4 protein-coding genes are annotated in these 17,748 nt (G+C 72.6%); 2 read left to right on the plus strand and 2 right to left on the minus strand.

Features of this window, described 5'->3' with window-relative positions; genetic code table 11:
- Positions 1 to 5 precede the first annotated feature (5 nt).
- On the plus strand, positions 6 to 1,442 hold the full coding sequence (gene eccB, locus F9C11_RS26455) for a type VII secretion protein EccB (protein WP_409180056.1): 1,437 nt from the start codon (positions 6 to 8) through the stop codon (positions 1,440 to 1,442).
- 41 nt (positions 1,443 to 1,483) lie between these two features.
- A complete protein-coding gene (locus tag F9C11_RS26460; protein ID WP_409180057.1) occupies positions 1,484 to 2,152 on the plus strand; it encodes a SecDF P1 head subdomain-containing protein in 669 nt (222 codons plus the stop codon).
- Between the two features lie 199 nt (positions 2,153 to 2,351).
- Here F9C11_RS26460 and F9C11_RS26465 read toward each other — a convergent pair whose 3' ends face one another.
- Both F9C11_RS26465 and F9C11_RS26470 read right to left on the minus strand, forming a co-directional pair.
- Complete coding sequence (locus tag F9C11_RS26465; RefSeq protein ID WP_409180058.1) at positions 2,352 to 4,493, minus strand: YrhB domain-containing protein; 2,142 nt, start codon at positions 4,491 to 4,493, stop codon at positions 2,352 to 2,354.
- Positions 4,490 to 17,746 (minus strand): hypothetical protein, encoded by a 13,257-nt coding sequence (locus F9C11_RS26470; RefSeq protein WP_409180059.1) that lies wholly within the window; start codon positions 17,744 to 17,746, stop codon positions 4,490 to 4,492. The genes F9C11_RS26465 and F9C11_RS26470 overlap by 4 nt, the downstream gene beginning before the upstream one ends.
- Positions 17,747 to 17,748 lie beyond the last annotated feature (2 nt).

Genomic DNA, 17,748 nt, shown 5'->3' on the forward strand with positions numbered 1-17,748 from the left:
GGGCCGTGGCGTCGAAACGCGATCAGCTGCAGGCGTACCAATTCCTCGTCCAGCGCGCGATTTCCGCGCTGGTCACCCGGGAGACCGACCCGGAGCAGCCGCCGTTCCGCCGCTCCGGGGCCGCCGCGTTCGCCGGGGTGGCGCTGGCGATCGTGTCGCTGGCCTGCGCCGGCGTCTACGGGATGATCGTGCCGGGCGGCAACGACTCCTGGCGCGGGCAGGCCGCGGTGCTCGTGGAGAAGGAGACCGGCACGCGGTACGTCTACCAGAGCGGCAGGCTGTACCCGGTCGCGAACTACGCCTCCGCGCTGCTGGCGCTGGGGCAGCACGCGGAGACGCAGCAGGTGTCCGGGAACTCGCTGGCCGGGGTGCCGCGCGGGCCGCGGATCGGGATCCCGGACGCCCCGGACGCGCTGCCCGGCCCGGACCGGCTGCGGACCGGTTCGTGGTCGCTGTGCTCGGCTCCGGCCAGCGATTCGGCCGGGAGCGCGATCCAGGAATCGGTCCTGCTCGCCGGCGCCGAACCGGGCGGCGGGACCGGGCTCGCGGACGAGGCGCTGCCGGTGCAGCTCGTGTCCACCGGCGACCGCTACCTGCTGTGGCACGGCTACCGGCACAAGATCGCCGACTACGGAACGGTCGGCACCGGGCTCGCGCTGACCGCCGCGTCGTGGGCGAGGGCAGGCCAGGCCTGGCTGGACGTCGTTCCGGAAGGCGCTCCGATCGGCCCACTCCCGACCGCGCAGGCGGGCCGTCCGTCCTCCGCCGTGCCCGGCCGGTCCGACGTGGTGACCGGCTCGCTGCTGGCCGTGCACACCGCGGGCGGCGGGCAGCAGTACTACGTAGCCGAACCGGACGCGCTTCGCCCGATCACCGAACTGCAGTACGAAATCGAACTCGCCGACGCCCAGTTGGCGCGCACCGCCTACTCCGGCGCACCGCCTCGGGCGCTTCCGCTCGCTCCCGCGGAGGCGGCCGCGGCCCGGCAGCTGGACCCGGTCCCGGCCACCGCGGACGCCGCGCCGGTCGCCCGCCCCCGGCTGGCCCGGCTGTCCGACCAGGACGCCACCCTGTGCGCGGTCTATGCCCCCAGCGCGAGCGCACCAAGGCTGATCGTCGGCCCGGAACTCCCGCCGGAAAACCAGCTGCTGTCCACTGCAGGTCGCTCCGCCGCGGGCACTCCGCTGGCCGACCGCGTCTACGTGCCGCCGGGCTCGGCGGTGCTGGTGGAGGCGATGCCGTCCGCGCAGGCTGCTTCCGGCACGCTCACGCTGGTCACCGACCTGGGGAGACGCTATCCGCTGGCCCGGCCGGACGTGGCGAAGACGCTCGGCTACCCGTCCGCGGCGCCGGTGCGGTTGCCGGGCGGTCTGGTGGCCCGGTTGCCGGAGGGGCCTGGGCTCGACCCGGCGTCGGCGATGCGGCCCACCGTGTCGGGCTGAGGGCCTATGCTGGCGACGATCACCGAGGCTGGGGGAGTGTCATGCCGGAATGTCGTGCCAGACAGCGGATTTCGCGGGCGGCCGTGCTCGGAACCATGCTGCTGGGCCTGGCCGGATGCGGCTCCGCTCCGCAGCCCGGCGAGGCCAGCCCGTCGACGGGCCCTCGTTCGTTCCTCGACCTGGTGCGCGCCTCCAGCCCGGCCAAGGAACTGCGGTTCCGGCCCGTTCTCGCCGTGGCGGAGACCCCGCTCACCGACGCGCCGCCGGGCAATCCGGACCGGCAGAGCACCGATCCCGCGGCGCAACAGCGAATGCTCGCGAGTTTCGGCTGCGGCGACCCCACAGCCGATCCGCTGGCCGGCGAGGACGACGCCGCCCTGCCGCTGGTGACCTGCGACCGCTCCGGCGGCGCCCGCTACCTTCTGGGCCCGGCCGCCCTCGACGGCTCCGCGGTGAAGTCGGCGGGCCTGAGCGACGCCCCGGGGAACGCCATGTTCACGGTGAAGATGACGTTCACGCCGGACGCCGCCGCCAAGTGGGCCGACCTGACCACGCGAAACGTCGGCAAGCAGATCGCGATCGTGGTGGGCGCGCGGGTGCTCGTCGCGCCCGCGATCATGGACCCGATCCCGGACGGGAAGGCGGAGATCTCCGGGCTGCGGGACCAGTCGGAGGCGGAGGATCTCGCCGACTGGCTCAACGGGCATTGACCGCACCGCTCGTCCCGTGGGGTCGGCCTGGGCGCTGGCCCGGTTCAGCGGTTTTCCCTTGGGATAGCGGCTTCCCATCGCGCGGCGGGTGCTTGTCGCGCCCGCCCTCATGCACGCGATCCCGGATGACACGGGATCTCGCGGACTGGCTCAATGGCCAAAGCGGGCGGTCCGCCCGGGCGCGTCGAGCGGACTTGGTTCAGCGGCCTCCCCTCGGATAACGAGCCTCCCACTGCGCCGCGCAGCGAGGATCGGCCTGCGGCGGATGGGCCGAGAAATGCCAGAACGCGTCGCCCGCGACCGTTTCCACCACGTCGCGCGATTCGAGCCGGGACAGCCACTCGGCGGGCAGTCCGGGCATTCCGTACCGTGCGCCGAGTGCCGCACCGGCCAGTGCTCCGGTGATCGCGCTGCGGCCGGAGTGGCGGACCGCCGACACGAGCGTCCAGTGCGGGTCGAAGAATCGCCGGAAGACCGCCGTCATGCTTCGGCCGACCGCGTCGACGGCGGTGTGTCCGGAGCCGAGCGCGTCCAGTTCCTCGTGGTCGGCCCGGATCAGCTCGACCCGCGCCCGGGCGGCGCTCGCCAGCGCCCCGGCGACCGGGCCGGACACCGTCCCGGCGGCCAGCATCTGCTCGACGTGCACGTGCGGCGGCAACACCGGATCGGCGCGGCGGAACAGCCGGGCGAACAGTTCGGCGATCGCGGCGGCCCCGTCGGCGGTGGGTTCGTCGGCGCCGGCGCCGACGGCGAGCAGGCGGCCCGCTTCCGCCGCGCTGCGTTCGTCGGTGTCCGGTCCGCCTCCGCACAGCGCGGCGGCCAGGCCCGGGACCAGGAAACTGACGTCGTCCGCGGATTCCGGCGCCACGGCGACCCGGGAGCGCAGTTCCTCGACCCGGGTCAGCCAGCCGTCGGCGGTTTCCGTTTCCTGCCATCGACGTTGGGCTCGCGCACCGGTCTCGCGCAAGTCGGGTGCACCGCGCAGCAGGCCGTCGGTGTGGAACAGCAGTTGCGTAGTCAGCGGACCCAACTCGAACCGCGCCGGTTCGCCGTCGATCTCCGACACCGGCGACCGGTCCACCGGCAGCCCCAGGGCTTCCCCGAGCGCGAACCCGGCGAACGCACCGGCGATGCGGTGCCACTGGAAGTTCACGCCGTCCGCGTCCTGCCGGAAGAACTTGCCCGAACCCGTGGCGTGCGGGCGGACGCGGCCCAGCGCGTCGTACCCGGCGGTCAGCCCGTTGGCGGCCAGATCCGCGGGCCATTCCCGCCCCGGCGGCGGGTCGAGATCGCCGGGACGCACGCCGTTGTGCCGCTCCCACGCCCGGCCGACGACGAACCGCGCACACTCCTCTTCGGACAGTTCGAACCCGGCCGCCCGGGCTTTCGCCACCGCCTCGGGCAGCCCGGCCAGCGGCTGCGCCAACCCGAACCTTTCGCCGACCAGCCGCGCGGTCTCGGCAACCCGCGCCGAATGCTCGGGCGAGACCTCCACGACCCGCGGCGCCGGCCGGAACTGCGGCCACTCCTCGCGAGCCTGGGCCAATTCCGCGGCGGTGAGCCGGTCGGTCGGGAACGATCCCGGGTTGATCCGCAGCCCGGCGCCGGGGAAATCCTCGAGGATCGACAGCACGTCGGCGCGGAGCCACTGCGCGGTGCCGACCGGCAACCGCCGCCGCGAGCTGTACACCCGCAGGATCGTGCGACCGTCTTCCCACTGTTGTTCCAGCGGCCGCCCCCGATCGGGATCGAGCGGCACGAGCACCTCGGCGCTCAGCAGCCCGGCCAGGTAGCGGGACCGGTCGTAGCGGCCGGTTTCCGCGCAGCCGAGCAGGTACTCCAGCGGCGTGTCCGCGGGCGGGTACCCGAGCCGTTCCGGGCCTGGCCGGTATTCGGGGTTGATCCGGAGTTCGCCGGTCGGCACGCCGTCGGCGTATTCGCGCCAGGCGAGAACGGCTTCCGGCGGCACGCCGAGGTAGGCGACGCCGCTGCGTTCGAACTCGGGCTCCAGGACTTCGCGCCATTCACTCTCCCCGGCCGCCGGGACCGGCGAACTCGGCAGCCGTCCCTCCGGGCTGAGGTCGGGCCGCCGCAGCGCGCCGTCCTCGCGCACCACGAGCGCGGGCTGCGGGACCAGCGCCGCCAGCCAGTCGCCGGTGTCCAGCGCGCGGGCCGAGTCGTAGGGCACGTACCAGCCCTCCGGCACCCGCAGCACGTGCTCGCGGTCGACGCGCACCGCGTGCTCGCCGGCAGTCAGATCCGCCCGCGTCCCCGTGCGCAGCCACTGATCGACCCTCGCCGCTGCGTCCTTCGCCTCCACCACCGCTCCTTCGTCTGTCACCGGAAGTCCCTCGCCAATCCGTCGCGGCCGTTCCAGATCCGGCCGGGCCACTGCTGTCCGCCGATCCGGCCGAGCCGCTGCACTTCCTCGTGCCGGTCCCGCGCCTCGTCGGCGGCGTACTCGCTCATCCCGCTCGCGCGGAGCATCCGCACCAGCCATCCGGGGTCGATCGCGCGGATCCGGGCCAGGACGTCGGCGTCGAGCGGCCGGTCCAGCCACGCCGCCACGAACGGCGAGTTGATCCCGATGAGATCGTCCGCGTAGTCCGGGAAGTTCTGCCCGTTGTCGATGGCGACCACCTCGCCGTCCTTGGACAGCGCCTTGCAGTCGGAGCTGGCGCCGACGTAGCCGAGGTACGCCATTTCCTGCTGTTGCGCGAGCGGGTAGGCCGAGACGTCGAGCGCGGGGGAGAGGCCCTCGACCCGGCGCTGCGCGGAACCGGGTCCGCGCGGGCCGTCGATGTACGCGGTGACCGGCACGACGTCTGACCCGGCTGCCCGCGCCAACCGGTACATCGCGTTCTCCCGGAACCCTTGCCCGCCAGGGGGAATCGGCACGGCGAGCGAACGGGATTCGCCCGCGGCGGGCTTGTAGATGGCCTGCGAACCGTCGGCGTAGGTCAGCCAGTGCGTTTCGTTGGCACTGGCGAGGCGGTCGCCGAACTCGGCGTGCCCGACGATCTCCGCGGCGGCCAATGCCGCTTCGTCCGGGTCCGCGAAGGACTCCGGCCCGGCGGGCGGCGGCGCGGGCAGGCCGCGGCGGAGGGCCTGCTCGAAGAGTTCGCGCTGCCGCCGGCGAAGGACCGCCGCGACGGCCTCGTCCCGAGGGCTGCTCGGCTGCGCTTCCTCGACGGCGCGGGCGAAATTGCCGAGCGCTCGTGCGGTTCCAGCGATCTCGGCTATCGAGGTCAGCCCGAGCCGGAGTTCGCCCGGGCGTCCATCGGGCAGCCGGACCGAGACCCGAAGCTCGCGGAAACCTGTCGAGTCCGGAGCGGCGAATCCGTCCTCGACAGCGGTGATCCGGACCGGACTGTCCCGGCGCAGCACCTCCAACGCCTGGTAGACCCAGGAAACCCGCTCGAACTGGACGCTGCCGGGCCCAGCGGCGCCGCCGGTTTCCGCGGCCAGCCACTGGACGAGTTCGGCGACGTCGCCGGGCGGTCCCTCCGGCGCGGGGTCCCCGAAAGCTCCCCGGATCAGCTCGAGCGTCTGGGCCTGGGCGGGCGTCGGTTCGAGCCGCCGGGGCGGCGCTGCGAGCGCGTCCTCGCGCAGGACTGCTTCCGGGCCGCGGGCTTCGACCTCGGCCACCGCCTCGGCCAGGATGCCGTTCTCCGCGGGTTCCGGGGCCGCCTCGGTCTGGGTGTTCTTGGTGACCACGACCTCCAGCTTCGCGAACTCGTCCTCCACGGGAATCCCTTGTGCCGCCCGCCATTCCCGCAGCCCGGACTTGCTGCCGTAGAAGTGCGGCTTGACGTCGGTGTAGAACTCGACCCCGCGCCGGTCCGGCGGCAACGGGCCGTTCCACGCCTGCACCGCCGGATTGCTGCCGTGCCGGGGCGTCCTGCCCCAGACCTCGTTCGACTCTTCGATCAGCCGCGCCGTCTCCGGGGATTGGCTGGGGCTTTCCAGCCGGTGGTACGGGCCGTAGCGCGCCGGTTTCCCCGCGTCCGCGGGCGGTCCGGCGGGATGCGGCGCCTGGCGCATCGGCGGCCGGAGCGGGCGACGCGGACCGGGCGCCGACAACCTGACGCCGCGTCCTTCGTCCACTCCGGACGCCAGCGGATCCGCGGCCAGGTCCCGTTGCCCCGGAGTCCACAGTGGACCGGGCGCCGGGGTCGCTCGCGGTTCCCGGTGCGGGCGGCGCAGATCGACGCCCGGGTTCGGCTCCGGGGGATCCGGCACGTACAGCTTGCCCGCCGCGGGCTGGTATTCCGGCGGCGCGTCGGGCCAGGGCAGGAAGGCGTCGGTGAACGGCAGCAGGGCCAACCGGGCCGGGTACTCGGGCAGACGTAGCAGCGTGCCTCGCAGCCGGTCGAAGAACGCGATGCCGTAGCGGCCGTGGGCGACCCAGCCGAGCTGGTGGTACTCGTTGTCGTAGTGATCCGTCGTGACGATGTGCAGCAACGCCCGGGCGCCGACCGGCCGTTCCGCCATCGCGATGATGACGCTGTCGTAGGAATCGTGGCTGTGGAACCAGAATCCGCCGAACCAGTACGCGAGGTAGCTCTGGTTCACCCGCCCGTCGGGGTCCCACGCGGCGCCGTAGGCGTTCGGGTCCGGCCGGTCGTAGCCGGGCTCGGCCTCCCGCACGAAGCGGGCCGCCTGGGACTTCGAGACGGTGCCGGCGTCGATCGCGGGGAGCGAGTGCGTCCGGGTCGCCCGCGCGAGCGGCGAGCGCCGCCACAGGTGGAACACCGGATGCGTCAGCACGTGGACGGGCGGGCTCTGCCGTTCGGCGGGCAGCGGCGGAAGGTTCTTCCCGGCGAACTGCGGTGACTGCCGCAGCACGTCGTAGACCGCGCGAAGCCGTTTCCCGTGGTAGGGCTCGGTTCGCTCGGCCGGCCGCACTTGGTCGAGCCCGGCGGGCGGCAGGGCGACCGGGTCCGTCGACCGCAGCGCGGCGAGACCCACCGGGAGCAGGTGGATCTCCAGCGGCCGGGGCGGCAGCTTCGTGGCGGACCCGGTCATCGGGTCGGCGAAGATCGGCACGCCGGTCCGTTCGCTGACGACCACCGCGCTGACGTGCCGGGAGATCGTGCCGTCGGCGCCGAGGGAGCGGACGGCGACCGCGCCGGCGAACCCCTTGCGCCCGGTGAGCGCGGCGATGAGGGTGTCGTACTCGCTGCCGTGGGCTTCCCAGGTTCCGCCGAGCCGCTGCCAGAGCGCGGCCAGCGTTTCCGGCTCGGGTCCGGCCGGTACCGCGGTGGTGTCCCAGCCCGCCATCCGGTGGAAGAAGGCGCTCGTGGCGGACACGCAGTTCGACCGGTACCGGTAGCGGTCGAGCCGCGCGGAGCGATAGCGGGGGTTGACCTCCCGCAACAGCGGAACTTCCTCGCGCAGCAAGGATTCGAGCACCGCGGCGGGCGCGGTGTCGGCGGTGACCGCGGGCAGCGTGTACTTCCCGTTCTTCTTCCCGGACCAGATCGCCAGTTCGAGGGCCTTCCGCGCCTCGGCGAGCTGTTCGGCGCCCCAGGTCCGCGTCCGCTTCGCCCAGTCTTCGGGCACGACGTCGCCGAGGAAACGCAGTCCCAGCACCGTCCGGGCCGGTTCCGGCCGGTCCGCGAGATCGTCCGCGAGCAGCTGCCCGGGGCTTCGGTAGTCCGGTTCGGGCAGTTCGGCGGCCGGGGGTTCGAGGCGGGCGAACCGCATCGGGTCGCTGGCGGCCTGGTATTCGTCGAGGCGTTCGTTGAGGTCCCGGATCGCGGTCACGGCGAGCTGGGCGGCCCGGGTGCGTTCGTGCTCGAACGGGAGCAGCAGCCGGCGCAGTTCGCCGGGGAGCCGCTCGGGCGGCTGCCGGAGGAGGTCGCGGACCTTCCGGGCGAGCTGGCCGTCGCCGCTGTTGTCGTGCCAGTGCACCAGAAGCCTTGCGTGCGCGGCGATTTCCTCGTCCCGGAGGTGCGAGTTCAGCAGCTCGGTCACGCGGTCGACGAGCTGGCGGCTGCTGTCCCGCTCCCGGACCAGGTCTCCCAGCCGGGTGGCGAGAGCTCCGGTTTCGTGGTTCTGGACAACGGAAATCAGCCCGCGGAGCAGTTCGGCGTCCGCGGTTTCGTGCTGCCGCACCACCTGCGCAACGCGGGCGGCGAAATCTCCCTCGCCGGTGCGCAGGTACTCCCGCAGCGTCGCGTCCAGATGGTTGGCGAGGAAACCGTGTTCGCTGCCTTCGTACTTGGCCAGCTGCGTCCGTGCCCGGGCGGAAAGGCGGGGCAGTTCGTCGCGCAGCAAGGCCTGGCGGCGTTCGAGCGTCGGACGGAAACCCCAGTGCCCCAGTTCGGTCTCGACAGCGCGGTCGAGAGCGTCCAGCTTGCCCCGGAGTTCCGTCGCCCAGTCGCCGGACCGCAGGCTTTCGCCGGTGAACGTCAGCGGCTCGAACTCGGACAGCGGCGTCACGGCAGGGAGCACCGGCTGTTCGCGTCCGGCGGTCTCGAGCAGGAGCCGGAGCACGTGCCCGTTGGCCACCGCGTCGCGGTCGCTTTGCTGCTCCACCGGGGTGCCCGCCCGGTCGTCGGTCAGGATCTCGCGGATCCGGTAGTACGGCTTGCCGACGATCGCGAGCATCCCGGCGACCGCGGCCGCCACCGTGCCCCACACGGCCGTGGCGGGCATCCCGGCGAGTACGTTCAAGCCGACCGCGTACCCGCCCACGGTGACCGATTTGGCGGCGATGACCCCCGCGTACCGCAGCCGGGAAACCGCGGCCTTGCGGGCCACCGGCTTCGGCAGCAGCGGCGGCTTCGAACGGATCTCCGCGAGCGCCCGCTCCAGTTCGGAAGAGCGGGCGGGGCGCGCCTGCGCGGCCCTTACCGCGGTCAGCGCTTCGCCCATCAGGTCCCGCAGCAGCAGGTCCCGGTCCCGGATTTTCACCGGCAGCTGGGTTTCCCGTTCGGCGCGCATGCGCATCGCGATCCGGGTCAGCTTGTTGGTGACCTCGCCGACTGCGAGGTGGTTGTCCGCAAAGGCGGAGATCCAGCCCGCGACCCCGAATTTGGCGAGGTCCACCGCGGCGAGGATCTGCAGCGGCGTGAAGTGCTCGAGCAGTGCCTTGAGCGGCTGGAGCGTCGGGTGGGTGATCTTGTACAGGTCGGGCAGGTACGGCAGGAAGCTCGCCACCGCGTCCATCAGCTTCGAACCCGTGACGTGCTCCGCGAAGCCCACCGCGGCGCGTTCGGCCGGAGCCGGGGTCAGTTCGGCGAGCGCGGCATCGGGGAGCACGCCTTCGGCGAGCAGGCCTTCGATCGCGGCGCGGGCGTGCATCAGCTGCCGGTACAGCTCTTTGGCGTCTTCGAGGTCGTACTCGTGCAGTTCGCGCCGGATCGCGTCGTGCACCGCCAGTTCGGTGCCCTTGCGCCGCCGCCGGCTGTAGCCCTCGACGAGCGGCCGGAACACCGCGGCGCCCGTTCCGGCCGCCACGAGCGCGAAGAACGAGCCGACCGCGATGTCCAGCGGAAACCCGACCGCGGTCGCGGTCCCCAGCGCGACCAGCGGCGGGGTGCTGAACCGGGCGATCCGCTTGCGCAGCGGCAGGGCGATGTCCGGGGCGTCGCTTTCGAGCTGGGCCGGGGCGGGCACGCCGGTGCCCGGCAGCGGGGTGCCGAACTTCGCTTCGTGCCAGTCGGTGGCCAGTTCGTGCTGGTTCCGGCCGTGGTCGACGTTCGCGCGGATCTCGTCGTACTTCTTCTTCAGCGCGGCCTGTTTGTCGCTGGCGATGTCGTAGCGCCGGGTCATCGCCGCGCCCAGCACCGCGGACACCGCGCCGTACGCGAAGTAGGCGAAGCCGTTTCCGGGGTGTCCGCTGGCGAAGCCGGACATCGACAACGCGACGGTCATGGCCACGGTGGTGGGCTGGTCGAACACGACCGTGGTCGCGATGGTGAACGCCGTGGTCGGGTAGGCGGTGTCTTTCCGCTCGACGGCGAAGGTGTCCACAACGGCACGGGCACGGGCACCGAGCGCGGCGACGCGGTACGAGTAGTCCGGCAGCTGCTTTTCCAGGCCTGCGCGTTCGAGCAGGCTGTGCAATTGAGATATCAGCTGTTGCCGGTGCAGCGGACGCCAGCGCGGAGCCGCGGTGATCCGGTCGCCCAGCACTTCGAGTCGCGCTTCGAGCGCCCGGTCGGCCGGGCTTTCCGGCAGCCGGTCGGGGTCGGCGTCCGGGCGGAGGGTCCCCGGGTCGCAGGCCGCGGTGCGGAAGTAGCGCGTGCCGAAGGCGAGTGCCGCGCGGACGATCTCTTCGACGTCTCGCGTCCGGAGCCGCGCGGGGAGATACCCCGACAGCACCCGGGTGCCCGGATGCACGGATACCCCGGTCGATTCGAGCGTGGTGCGCGGCAGGACGTGGAAAGCCGCGGTGTAGAGGTGCCGGCCGTCGTGGAACACGTCGTAGCGGAGGTCGGGGCCGGCCGGCACCAGCAGGACTCCGGTCCGTTCGGCGGCCTTGCCGACCTGCGCGCGGACCGCCGCCGCGACCGCCGGGGCATGGTCGAAGCGGCGCGCCGGGGTGTCCACCGGAAGGCGGTGGCCGATTTCGACGGCGGGGTCTTCGACCGGCCACTGGGTGACGCGGTAGCCCTCGACCGCCTTGGCTGGCCGGAACCGGTCCGCCACGGCCAGCGCGCGGTCGATGCCGTTCGCGTTGGCCCGGTACGCGGCCAGCGCGGACAGCCGGACGCCAGCGTGCGGATCGTCTCCGGCCAGGCCGAGGTAGGACAGCAGCCGCGACAGGTGTTCGCGCATCCGCCGCCGGTCGCGCCGCCGCGTCCCGTCCCGGTCGAGTTCCGCGCCGAGCGCGGCGACCTGAGCGACGTAGCCGAGGTCGGTCGGCGTCGGGACCGGGGCAGTGCCGGGGAACCGGTCGTGCCAGAACCGTTGCTCCGGCAGGGAAACCGGGTCGCCGCGGCGATGTGCCCCGAGCAGGGCCGCGCCGGCGGCCATCGCGTGGGCCATCGGGAGGACGGCCAGGTCCGGGGCCAGCCAGTCGGGGAGCCGGAGGACGACCAGCGGCAGCGGCTGCCCCGCCGTGGGCTCCCGGAAGACCTGGAAGGTGATCGGGGCGCGCGCGGAGTAGCCGAGGTTCGGGGTGGAGACGATCTGGAAGGCGAAAACGGTCCCGGCGTGGTCGAGGAACACGGTGTCGCCCGACGGGGGCGGGAACGGGCCGTTCTCGAGAACGCGCACGCCCGCCGCCACGGCCGCGGCGGGCAGCATCCGCCGGGCGATGTCGTCGGCGGTCGGACGCTGCCGGGCGCCGGGGATCGTGCTGAGCGGAGCGTGGATCTCGATGGCCCCGGTGAGCGGCGGCGACGGTTCGGCCGCGGGCTGGACGGGGTTCGAGGGAGGCCGCGGCGCCGCGGGTTCGGGTTCTTCCGTCGCCCGCCGCGCTTGTTCGGCCAAGTCCAGGTGTTCTTGGTGCCTGGCCGCCGCTTTGGCCGACAGCCATTCGGCCAGTCCCGGGGCGGTGACCGGCCGGAGTGGGCCGACGGCGTGCGCGGTCAGGCTGGTGAGGAGGTTGGTCCGCGCGGCGAGGATTTCGAACGGCGAACCGGCGCGGTGCACCGCGACCGCGTCGAAGCCCTCGGCGAGCAACTGCTGGGAGAGTTCGCGCAGCGCTTCGGGTTCCGCGGTCGTCGGCTCGCCGGTGAGGAGGACGAATCGGGGATGCGCGCTGAGGTTCCGCCGGGCTCGGGCGAGCAGTTCGGCGAGGTTCGCTGTCCGCGCGACGACCACGTGGTAGTCCGGTCCGGTCGAAGTCGCGTCCCGCACGGGGAATTCCGGGAAGGCCGCCGGGTCGTCCGGCCGGATCGGCGCGGCGAAGACCCCGGGCTGCCACAGCGCGCCCAACCCGGTTTCGTGCAGGGCGAGTTCGGTCAGCACCGCCGCGGCCGCGACCTCCTCGTCCGGGCTCGCGTGCAGCGGCGCGAAGTCCGGGGCGAACTGCCGGACGTCCGCAATGGACATTCCCGCGTTCAGCGCGGCGAGCAGCGCGGACGCGGTCCACAGTCCTCGTGCGTCCTCGTAGGCCTGCTTCCAGGGCGGCCGTCCGTCGATCCATTCCCCGAGCCACTGCAGCTTGTCTCGCAGCGGTTGACGCTGGCTTTCCGGCAACCGCGCCAATTCCCGCCCGAGCGCGGCGAAATGCGTATCCCTCGCGGCGGGCGCGCTGTCGGGCCGGAGCAGCAAGGACAGCACGTCGACCACGTCCTTCGCCGGGAGCAGCGCGATCTGCCGCAAGCCGGGCTGCCCGGCGGCTCCTGCGGCCTCCCACAGTTCCGAGAACACCTTGCCCAGCCAGGGTTTTTCCGAACGTGCTGGTGCGTCGGCTTCGGCGCGCACCGCGTCGTCGAGGTGCAGCGCGGTGGTCCGAGACTCTTCGGCAGGCCGGGCCGGGTCGCTGTGCAGGACGGCGGCGAAGCCCATTTTCCGCAACCCGTCGGTGAGTTCGGCGAGATCTGTTTCGCCGGTAGCGCGCCATTCCCGGCTGAGGACGATGAACGGTTTTTCCTCGCCGTGGTGCTGATTCTTCAGGTAGCGCCGCGCGTTCTTGAGCAGCCGTTCCCGGTCGGCGGACCCGGGACTGCGCAGCCGGGCGACGACCGCCTTCCGCTGCCGGCCGTCGGCGTGGGAGAAGGAGAACTCGGCCAGCCCGATGGTCTCGCCGTGGTCGTGGACCTGCCCGCGCGGCCGGAACTCCGTCGCGCCGCCGAAGCCGAGTGCGGCGCGTTCCGCGTCGTCGGAAAGGCTCAGCGAGTGCAGGAAACCCAGCTCCGGGCTGACCAGGTCCAGGTATTCCTGCATCAGCTTCACCGCGAGTTCATCCGCTCGCCCGGCGAGTTCCGGGCTGTCGGCCGCAGCGGACTTCGCGAGTTCCAGCTGCGCCTGGATGCGGTCCAGCAGGTCTCGTCGCTTGGCGAACTCGGCGTGGGCGAACGACAGCGTGGTGAGGACGCCGTAGCGCAGGTAGATGCCCGCGGCCCCGTCCTCGCGACGGTCTTCCTCCTCGGCGACCTGGACCCGCGCCCGCGGAGTGCCGGCGAGTTCGGCGAGCCGGTCGCCGACGAGGAGCCGGTCGCTTTCCCGTTCCACGGCGAGGAAGCGGAGCTTGTCCGCGAGGCTCGCGTCCTGGTGCGGCAGGCCGCGGCCAGCCTGGCGGACGCGGTCGTAGAGCACCTTGTCGACGATCCAGCGGAGGACGTCGCCGGGCCGGGCGCCGGTCGCGCGGACCAGCGTCCACAGGTCGGCGAGTTCCTGCTCGGTAAGCTGCTCGCGAACCTCGCGCGGCAGGTCGAAGTTTTTGTCGTCGTCCTCGGGTGGAACTGGCGGCTGGGGTTTCGCTTCGCCGGGATAGCCGTGCCGGAGCGGGACGACCTCGGGGTGTTCGCGTACCGGCCGCACGACTGTTTTCTCTACGGGGTAAGGGAAAGCGGCGGGAACGACGGGCGGCACTTCCGGCGCGTCGGGTCGCGGATAGCGCACGTCCGGGACCGGTCCGGGCTGGTCGTTGCCGGGAAAGTCCGGCGGCAGCTGCGGAATCGGAGCGGCGATGACGTCGCCCGGTCGGACGGGCGCGGCGGTCGATCCTGCTCGTGGGTCGGCAACGCGGACGGGTGCCGGTTCGCCGGGCACCTTGGGTGAGCCTTGCCGGGGGTCGGCGACGCGGACCGGCACCGGTTCGCCGGGCACCTTGGGTGAGCCTGGCCGGGGGTCGGCGACGCGGACGGGTGCCGGGTCACCCACTCGAGGCGGGCGCGGATCGCCGACGCTCGGGAGCGGCTCCGTCCGCATCGGCGGCCGCGAGGGGAAGCCGATCGACGGCCGCCCCGGATCCGGCACGGTCGCGGGCACCGGGCCGACGACCGGGCCGAGCACGCTTTCGGCGAAGCTCACCGACTGTCCCAGCCGAGCCCGCGGAAGCGTCGGCTCGGTCCGGACGTCCGGCCCAGGCGAGACGGGGTCCGCGGTCAGCTGATCGAAGGCGGCGCGGAACTGCGTGCGCAGGCCGCTTCCCTCGGGGGTCGGCGCGTCGGCCAGCCAGTCGTGAAGGGCGAGCCGGAAGTCGTGGCGTCCGTCGGCGTCGAGGTTCCCGGCCTCGTGCAGCAGTTCCAAGTGCGCGGACAACCCGCCGAATCGAGCCCGCGCGCGGAAGTCGCCCCACAAATCGGGAAGCGCGCGGACCCGATCTGGAGAGAGCGCTCCGTCCGGCAAATACGCTCCGGCGGATTTCGACGCGCCAGCGCCATCGGCCCGGTCCCCGACGGCCAGTGCTTCGCTCTCCCCGGTGAGAACGGGAACCAGCCGCAACGCCGCCCGCGGTCCGTCCCCCGACGCGCCGTCGCCGTCGTGCACCGTGAAGACGACCGGGTCCGGTTCCGCGCCCTTCGCGATTGCCTCGTGGGCTTTGGCTTCCAGCCCCTTGGCCTCGGTCAGCAGCTCGCCCGTCCGCGACAGCACTTCGTCGAACATTGAACGGGCGGGCTTGCTTTCGGACAGCTGGGAGCGTGCGATGAGCGCTTGTTTGAGTTCCGCCTCGCCGAGTTCGCGGTGCACCATCCGGTCGGCGAGCGCGAGGTGCGGGGACGCGATGCCCTGCTCGGCCAGGTCCGACAGCGAATACCCGAGCCCGCGCAACCGCCCGAGCACGTCCGCCAACGCGGCCTCGTTCCGCCGCGTCTCGACGCCGAACCACCGATCGCCCGGCCGCGGCCCGGAGGGATGGCCGCCGAGCGAACCGAGCAGCTGGTCGCCGAGCCAGCCGACGCCGCGATCGCGCACGTAGGCGGCGTGCTCGGACAGCTCGGCCAGTTTCGCCTCGGGTTCGGTCAGGAGAACCCGCTTGGCCCGCCCGGCGAACGACTCCTTCGGCCGGAAGTCCTTGAGCTCGGCGGGTGATTTTCCTGCTGTGGACTCGTCGGCGGCTGATGCCTCCGCCCGCGGCTCGGGTCGAGTGTGGTTCGCGGCGGTGGTTTTTGTCGGTGGGGTGGTGTTTTCTGGTGTGCGGGTGGTGCGGAGGGGTGTGGGTTGGTTGTGGTTGGTGGTGGTTTTTGTCGGTGTAGCGCTGGTGTCTGAGGAGTGGGTGGTCCGGAGTGGTGTGGGTTCGTTGTGGGCGGTGGTGGGCTGGTCGTGGTTCGCGGCGGTGGTTTTTGTCGGTGGGGTGGTGTTTTCTGGTGTGCGGGTGGTGCGGAGGGGTGTGGGTTGGTTGTGGTTGGTGGTGGTTTTCGTCGGCGTAGTGCTGCTGTCTGAGGAGTGGGTGGTCCGGAGTGGTGTGGGTTCGTTGTGGGCGGTGGTGGGCTGGTCGTGGTTCGCGGCGGCGGTTTTTGTCGGTGGGGTGGTGTTTTCTGGTGTGTGGGTGGTGCGGAGGGGTGTGGGTTGGTTGTGGTTGGTGGTGGTTTTCGTCGGTGTAGTGCTGCTGTCTGAGGAGTGGGTGGTTCGGAATGGCGTGGGTTCGTAGTGAGAGGTGGTGGTTCGCGTTGGTCCGGCGCTGGTTTCGTTCGCGCGGGGTTCGCTGCGGACCGCCGCGGCGGTTTTTGTCGGTGGGGTGGTGTTTTCTGGTGCTCGAGTGGTCCGGAGCGGTGCGGGTTCGTTGTGGGAGGAGGTGGTTCGCGTCGGTCCAGCAACGGTTTCGTTCGCACGCGTGGGCTCGCCGCGATAATCCGCGGTCGCTTTCTCCACCCGGGCACCGCCCTCCGGTAATCCGCCCGGCCGCGGCGATTCCTTCTGGCTCTGACCGGACGGTCCCTCCGGCCGCTGACCCGACCCCGGCGGCTCGTCCGGCGGGATCTCCGCGTCCGGAACCTGCTTCACCTCGGCAGCCTCGGCCGCCTTCGCCCCGGCCGCGGCGTCGGGATTCCGCCGCGAGTTCAGGTCCACCACCTTGCCCGCCTCGGACTCCGCAGCGGCCGAGCGCCCCTGACCCTCGTCTGCGGCACCGGAAGTGTCGTCCGCTCGGGTCGGCGCAGCCTTTTCCGCAGGGGAAGCGCTGTCCTGCCCCGCGGGCGAGCCCTTGCCGTCTCCACCAGGCGAGCCCTTGGCACCCGCACCAGCCTCCTTGACCGGTGCCGAGACATGCCCTTCCCCGGACCGAGCCGGAGGGGCCGAGTGCGGCGCGAGGGGAGCGGTCCGCGTCGGCGGAGGCAGGTGCGCTGGTGCCGCGGACGGCGACCGGACGAGGTTCGTCACCTCCGCGCCGGACGATCCGCCGGCGTCGATCCTCGGCGCCGTTCCCGCACCGGAGGACCCGCCGACGTCGATTCTCGGTGCCGTTCCCGCACCCGACGCCCCGCCGGCGTCGATCCTCGGCGCCAAACCCGCGCCGGAATGCATCCCGGTCGTACCGGTGGCCCGTTCGGCGAGCGGGACTTCCGCGCGCTGGGTCGCGGCCTGCACTTCGGCGGAGGTGCGCGGCGCGGTGTGCTGAGCCGTACCGGCGTGTTCGGCGGAGCCGGGCGCCTCCGCGGCGTGCGGTGCGGCGGCGGGAGGCGGCATCGGGGTGTTCGGCGGACCGCCGTCGGGCGGGGTCGGCTGGTGGGGCCGGAGCAGGTCGCGGATGGTCGGGTGTTCGTGGCCGGTCACGCGCTCGTAGGTGTTCTTCATGCCGTTCGCCCCGAGCGCGTGCATCCCGCCCCGCGCGGCGCCGGCGATCGCGCCCTGGTCGACGGGGTGCCCGAGGTAGGAGTTCGTGCCGGCTCCGGCGATGGCTCCGGTCACGCTCGCGCCGGCGACCGAGCCGAGCTGCTTGGCGGCGTGCTCGGACATCTTCGGCAGCTTCGCCAGGCCCTTGGCCGCGGTCTCGGAGACAGCGTTCCCGACCGTGCGGTTCACCGCGTGCCCGAGCGCGCCGCCGATCGCGCCCGCCTTGGCCGCGGCCTTGACCTTGTCCGGGTCGACGTCGCCGTACCCGCGCCACGAGCTGAACTCCTGGCCCAGCAGATTGCCGAACCCGCCGCCGGCGGCCCCGCGCCCGATGTTGAACCCCGCTTCGCCGGCGAACTTGATCAGGCCCACGCCCAGCCTCGCCGCCCGGCTCGCCGCGGCGATCTTCTCGACGGCCGCGGCGACCCGGGCCGCGATCTGGCCGGCGAGCCTCGCGACGAAAACCGCCTCGCCCGCCGGTCCGGCGATCATCGTGGACAGGGCGAACAGCGCGACGTTGATCAGGATGTCCGCGACGATCTCGCCCTTGATGTCCGCGAGATCCTTCGCGTACTTCCGGCAGGCCTCGGCCAGTTCGTGGCAGTGCCCGGCGAGCTGGAGCAACCCGTCGCCGCCGGGCGAGCCGTCGAGGAACTGGTGGAACGCGTTGTACGCGGACACGCCCGCGAGGTCGTTCCACGTGTCGTGCAGGCTTTCGACGTGCGGGCCCGCCTGGTCGTGCAGCGCGGTCAACGCGTCGCGAAGACGGTCCCAGACGTCGGCGAGTTCCCGCGCGTCGGATTCGCTGTCCAGCGGCCAGATCGCGTCGAGCCATCCGGCGTGGCGGGAAAGCCAGTCGGCTTTGACGCGGATCCACAGCTCTTCGGTCGGTTCCTGGACGTCGCCGGGGGCCATCG

It is taken from the genome of Amycolatopsis sp. VS8301801F10, from assembly GCF_046195355.1.
Taxonomy (GTDB): domain Bacteria; phylum Actinomycetota; class Actinomycetes; order Mycobacteriales; family Pseudonocardiaceae; genus Amycolatopsis.

Excerpts from the sequence above, each read along its gene's own strand:
- F9C11_RS26460 (WP_409180057.1), top strand. The coding sequence starts at position 1,484 with ATGCCGGAATGTCGTGCCAGACAGCGGATTTCGCGGGCGGCCGTGCTC.
- F9C11_RS26470 (WP_409180059.1), bottom strand. The coding sequence starts at position 17,746 with ATGGCCCCCGGCGACGTCCAGGAACCGACCGAAGAGCTGTGGATCCGC.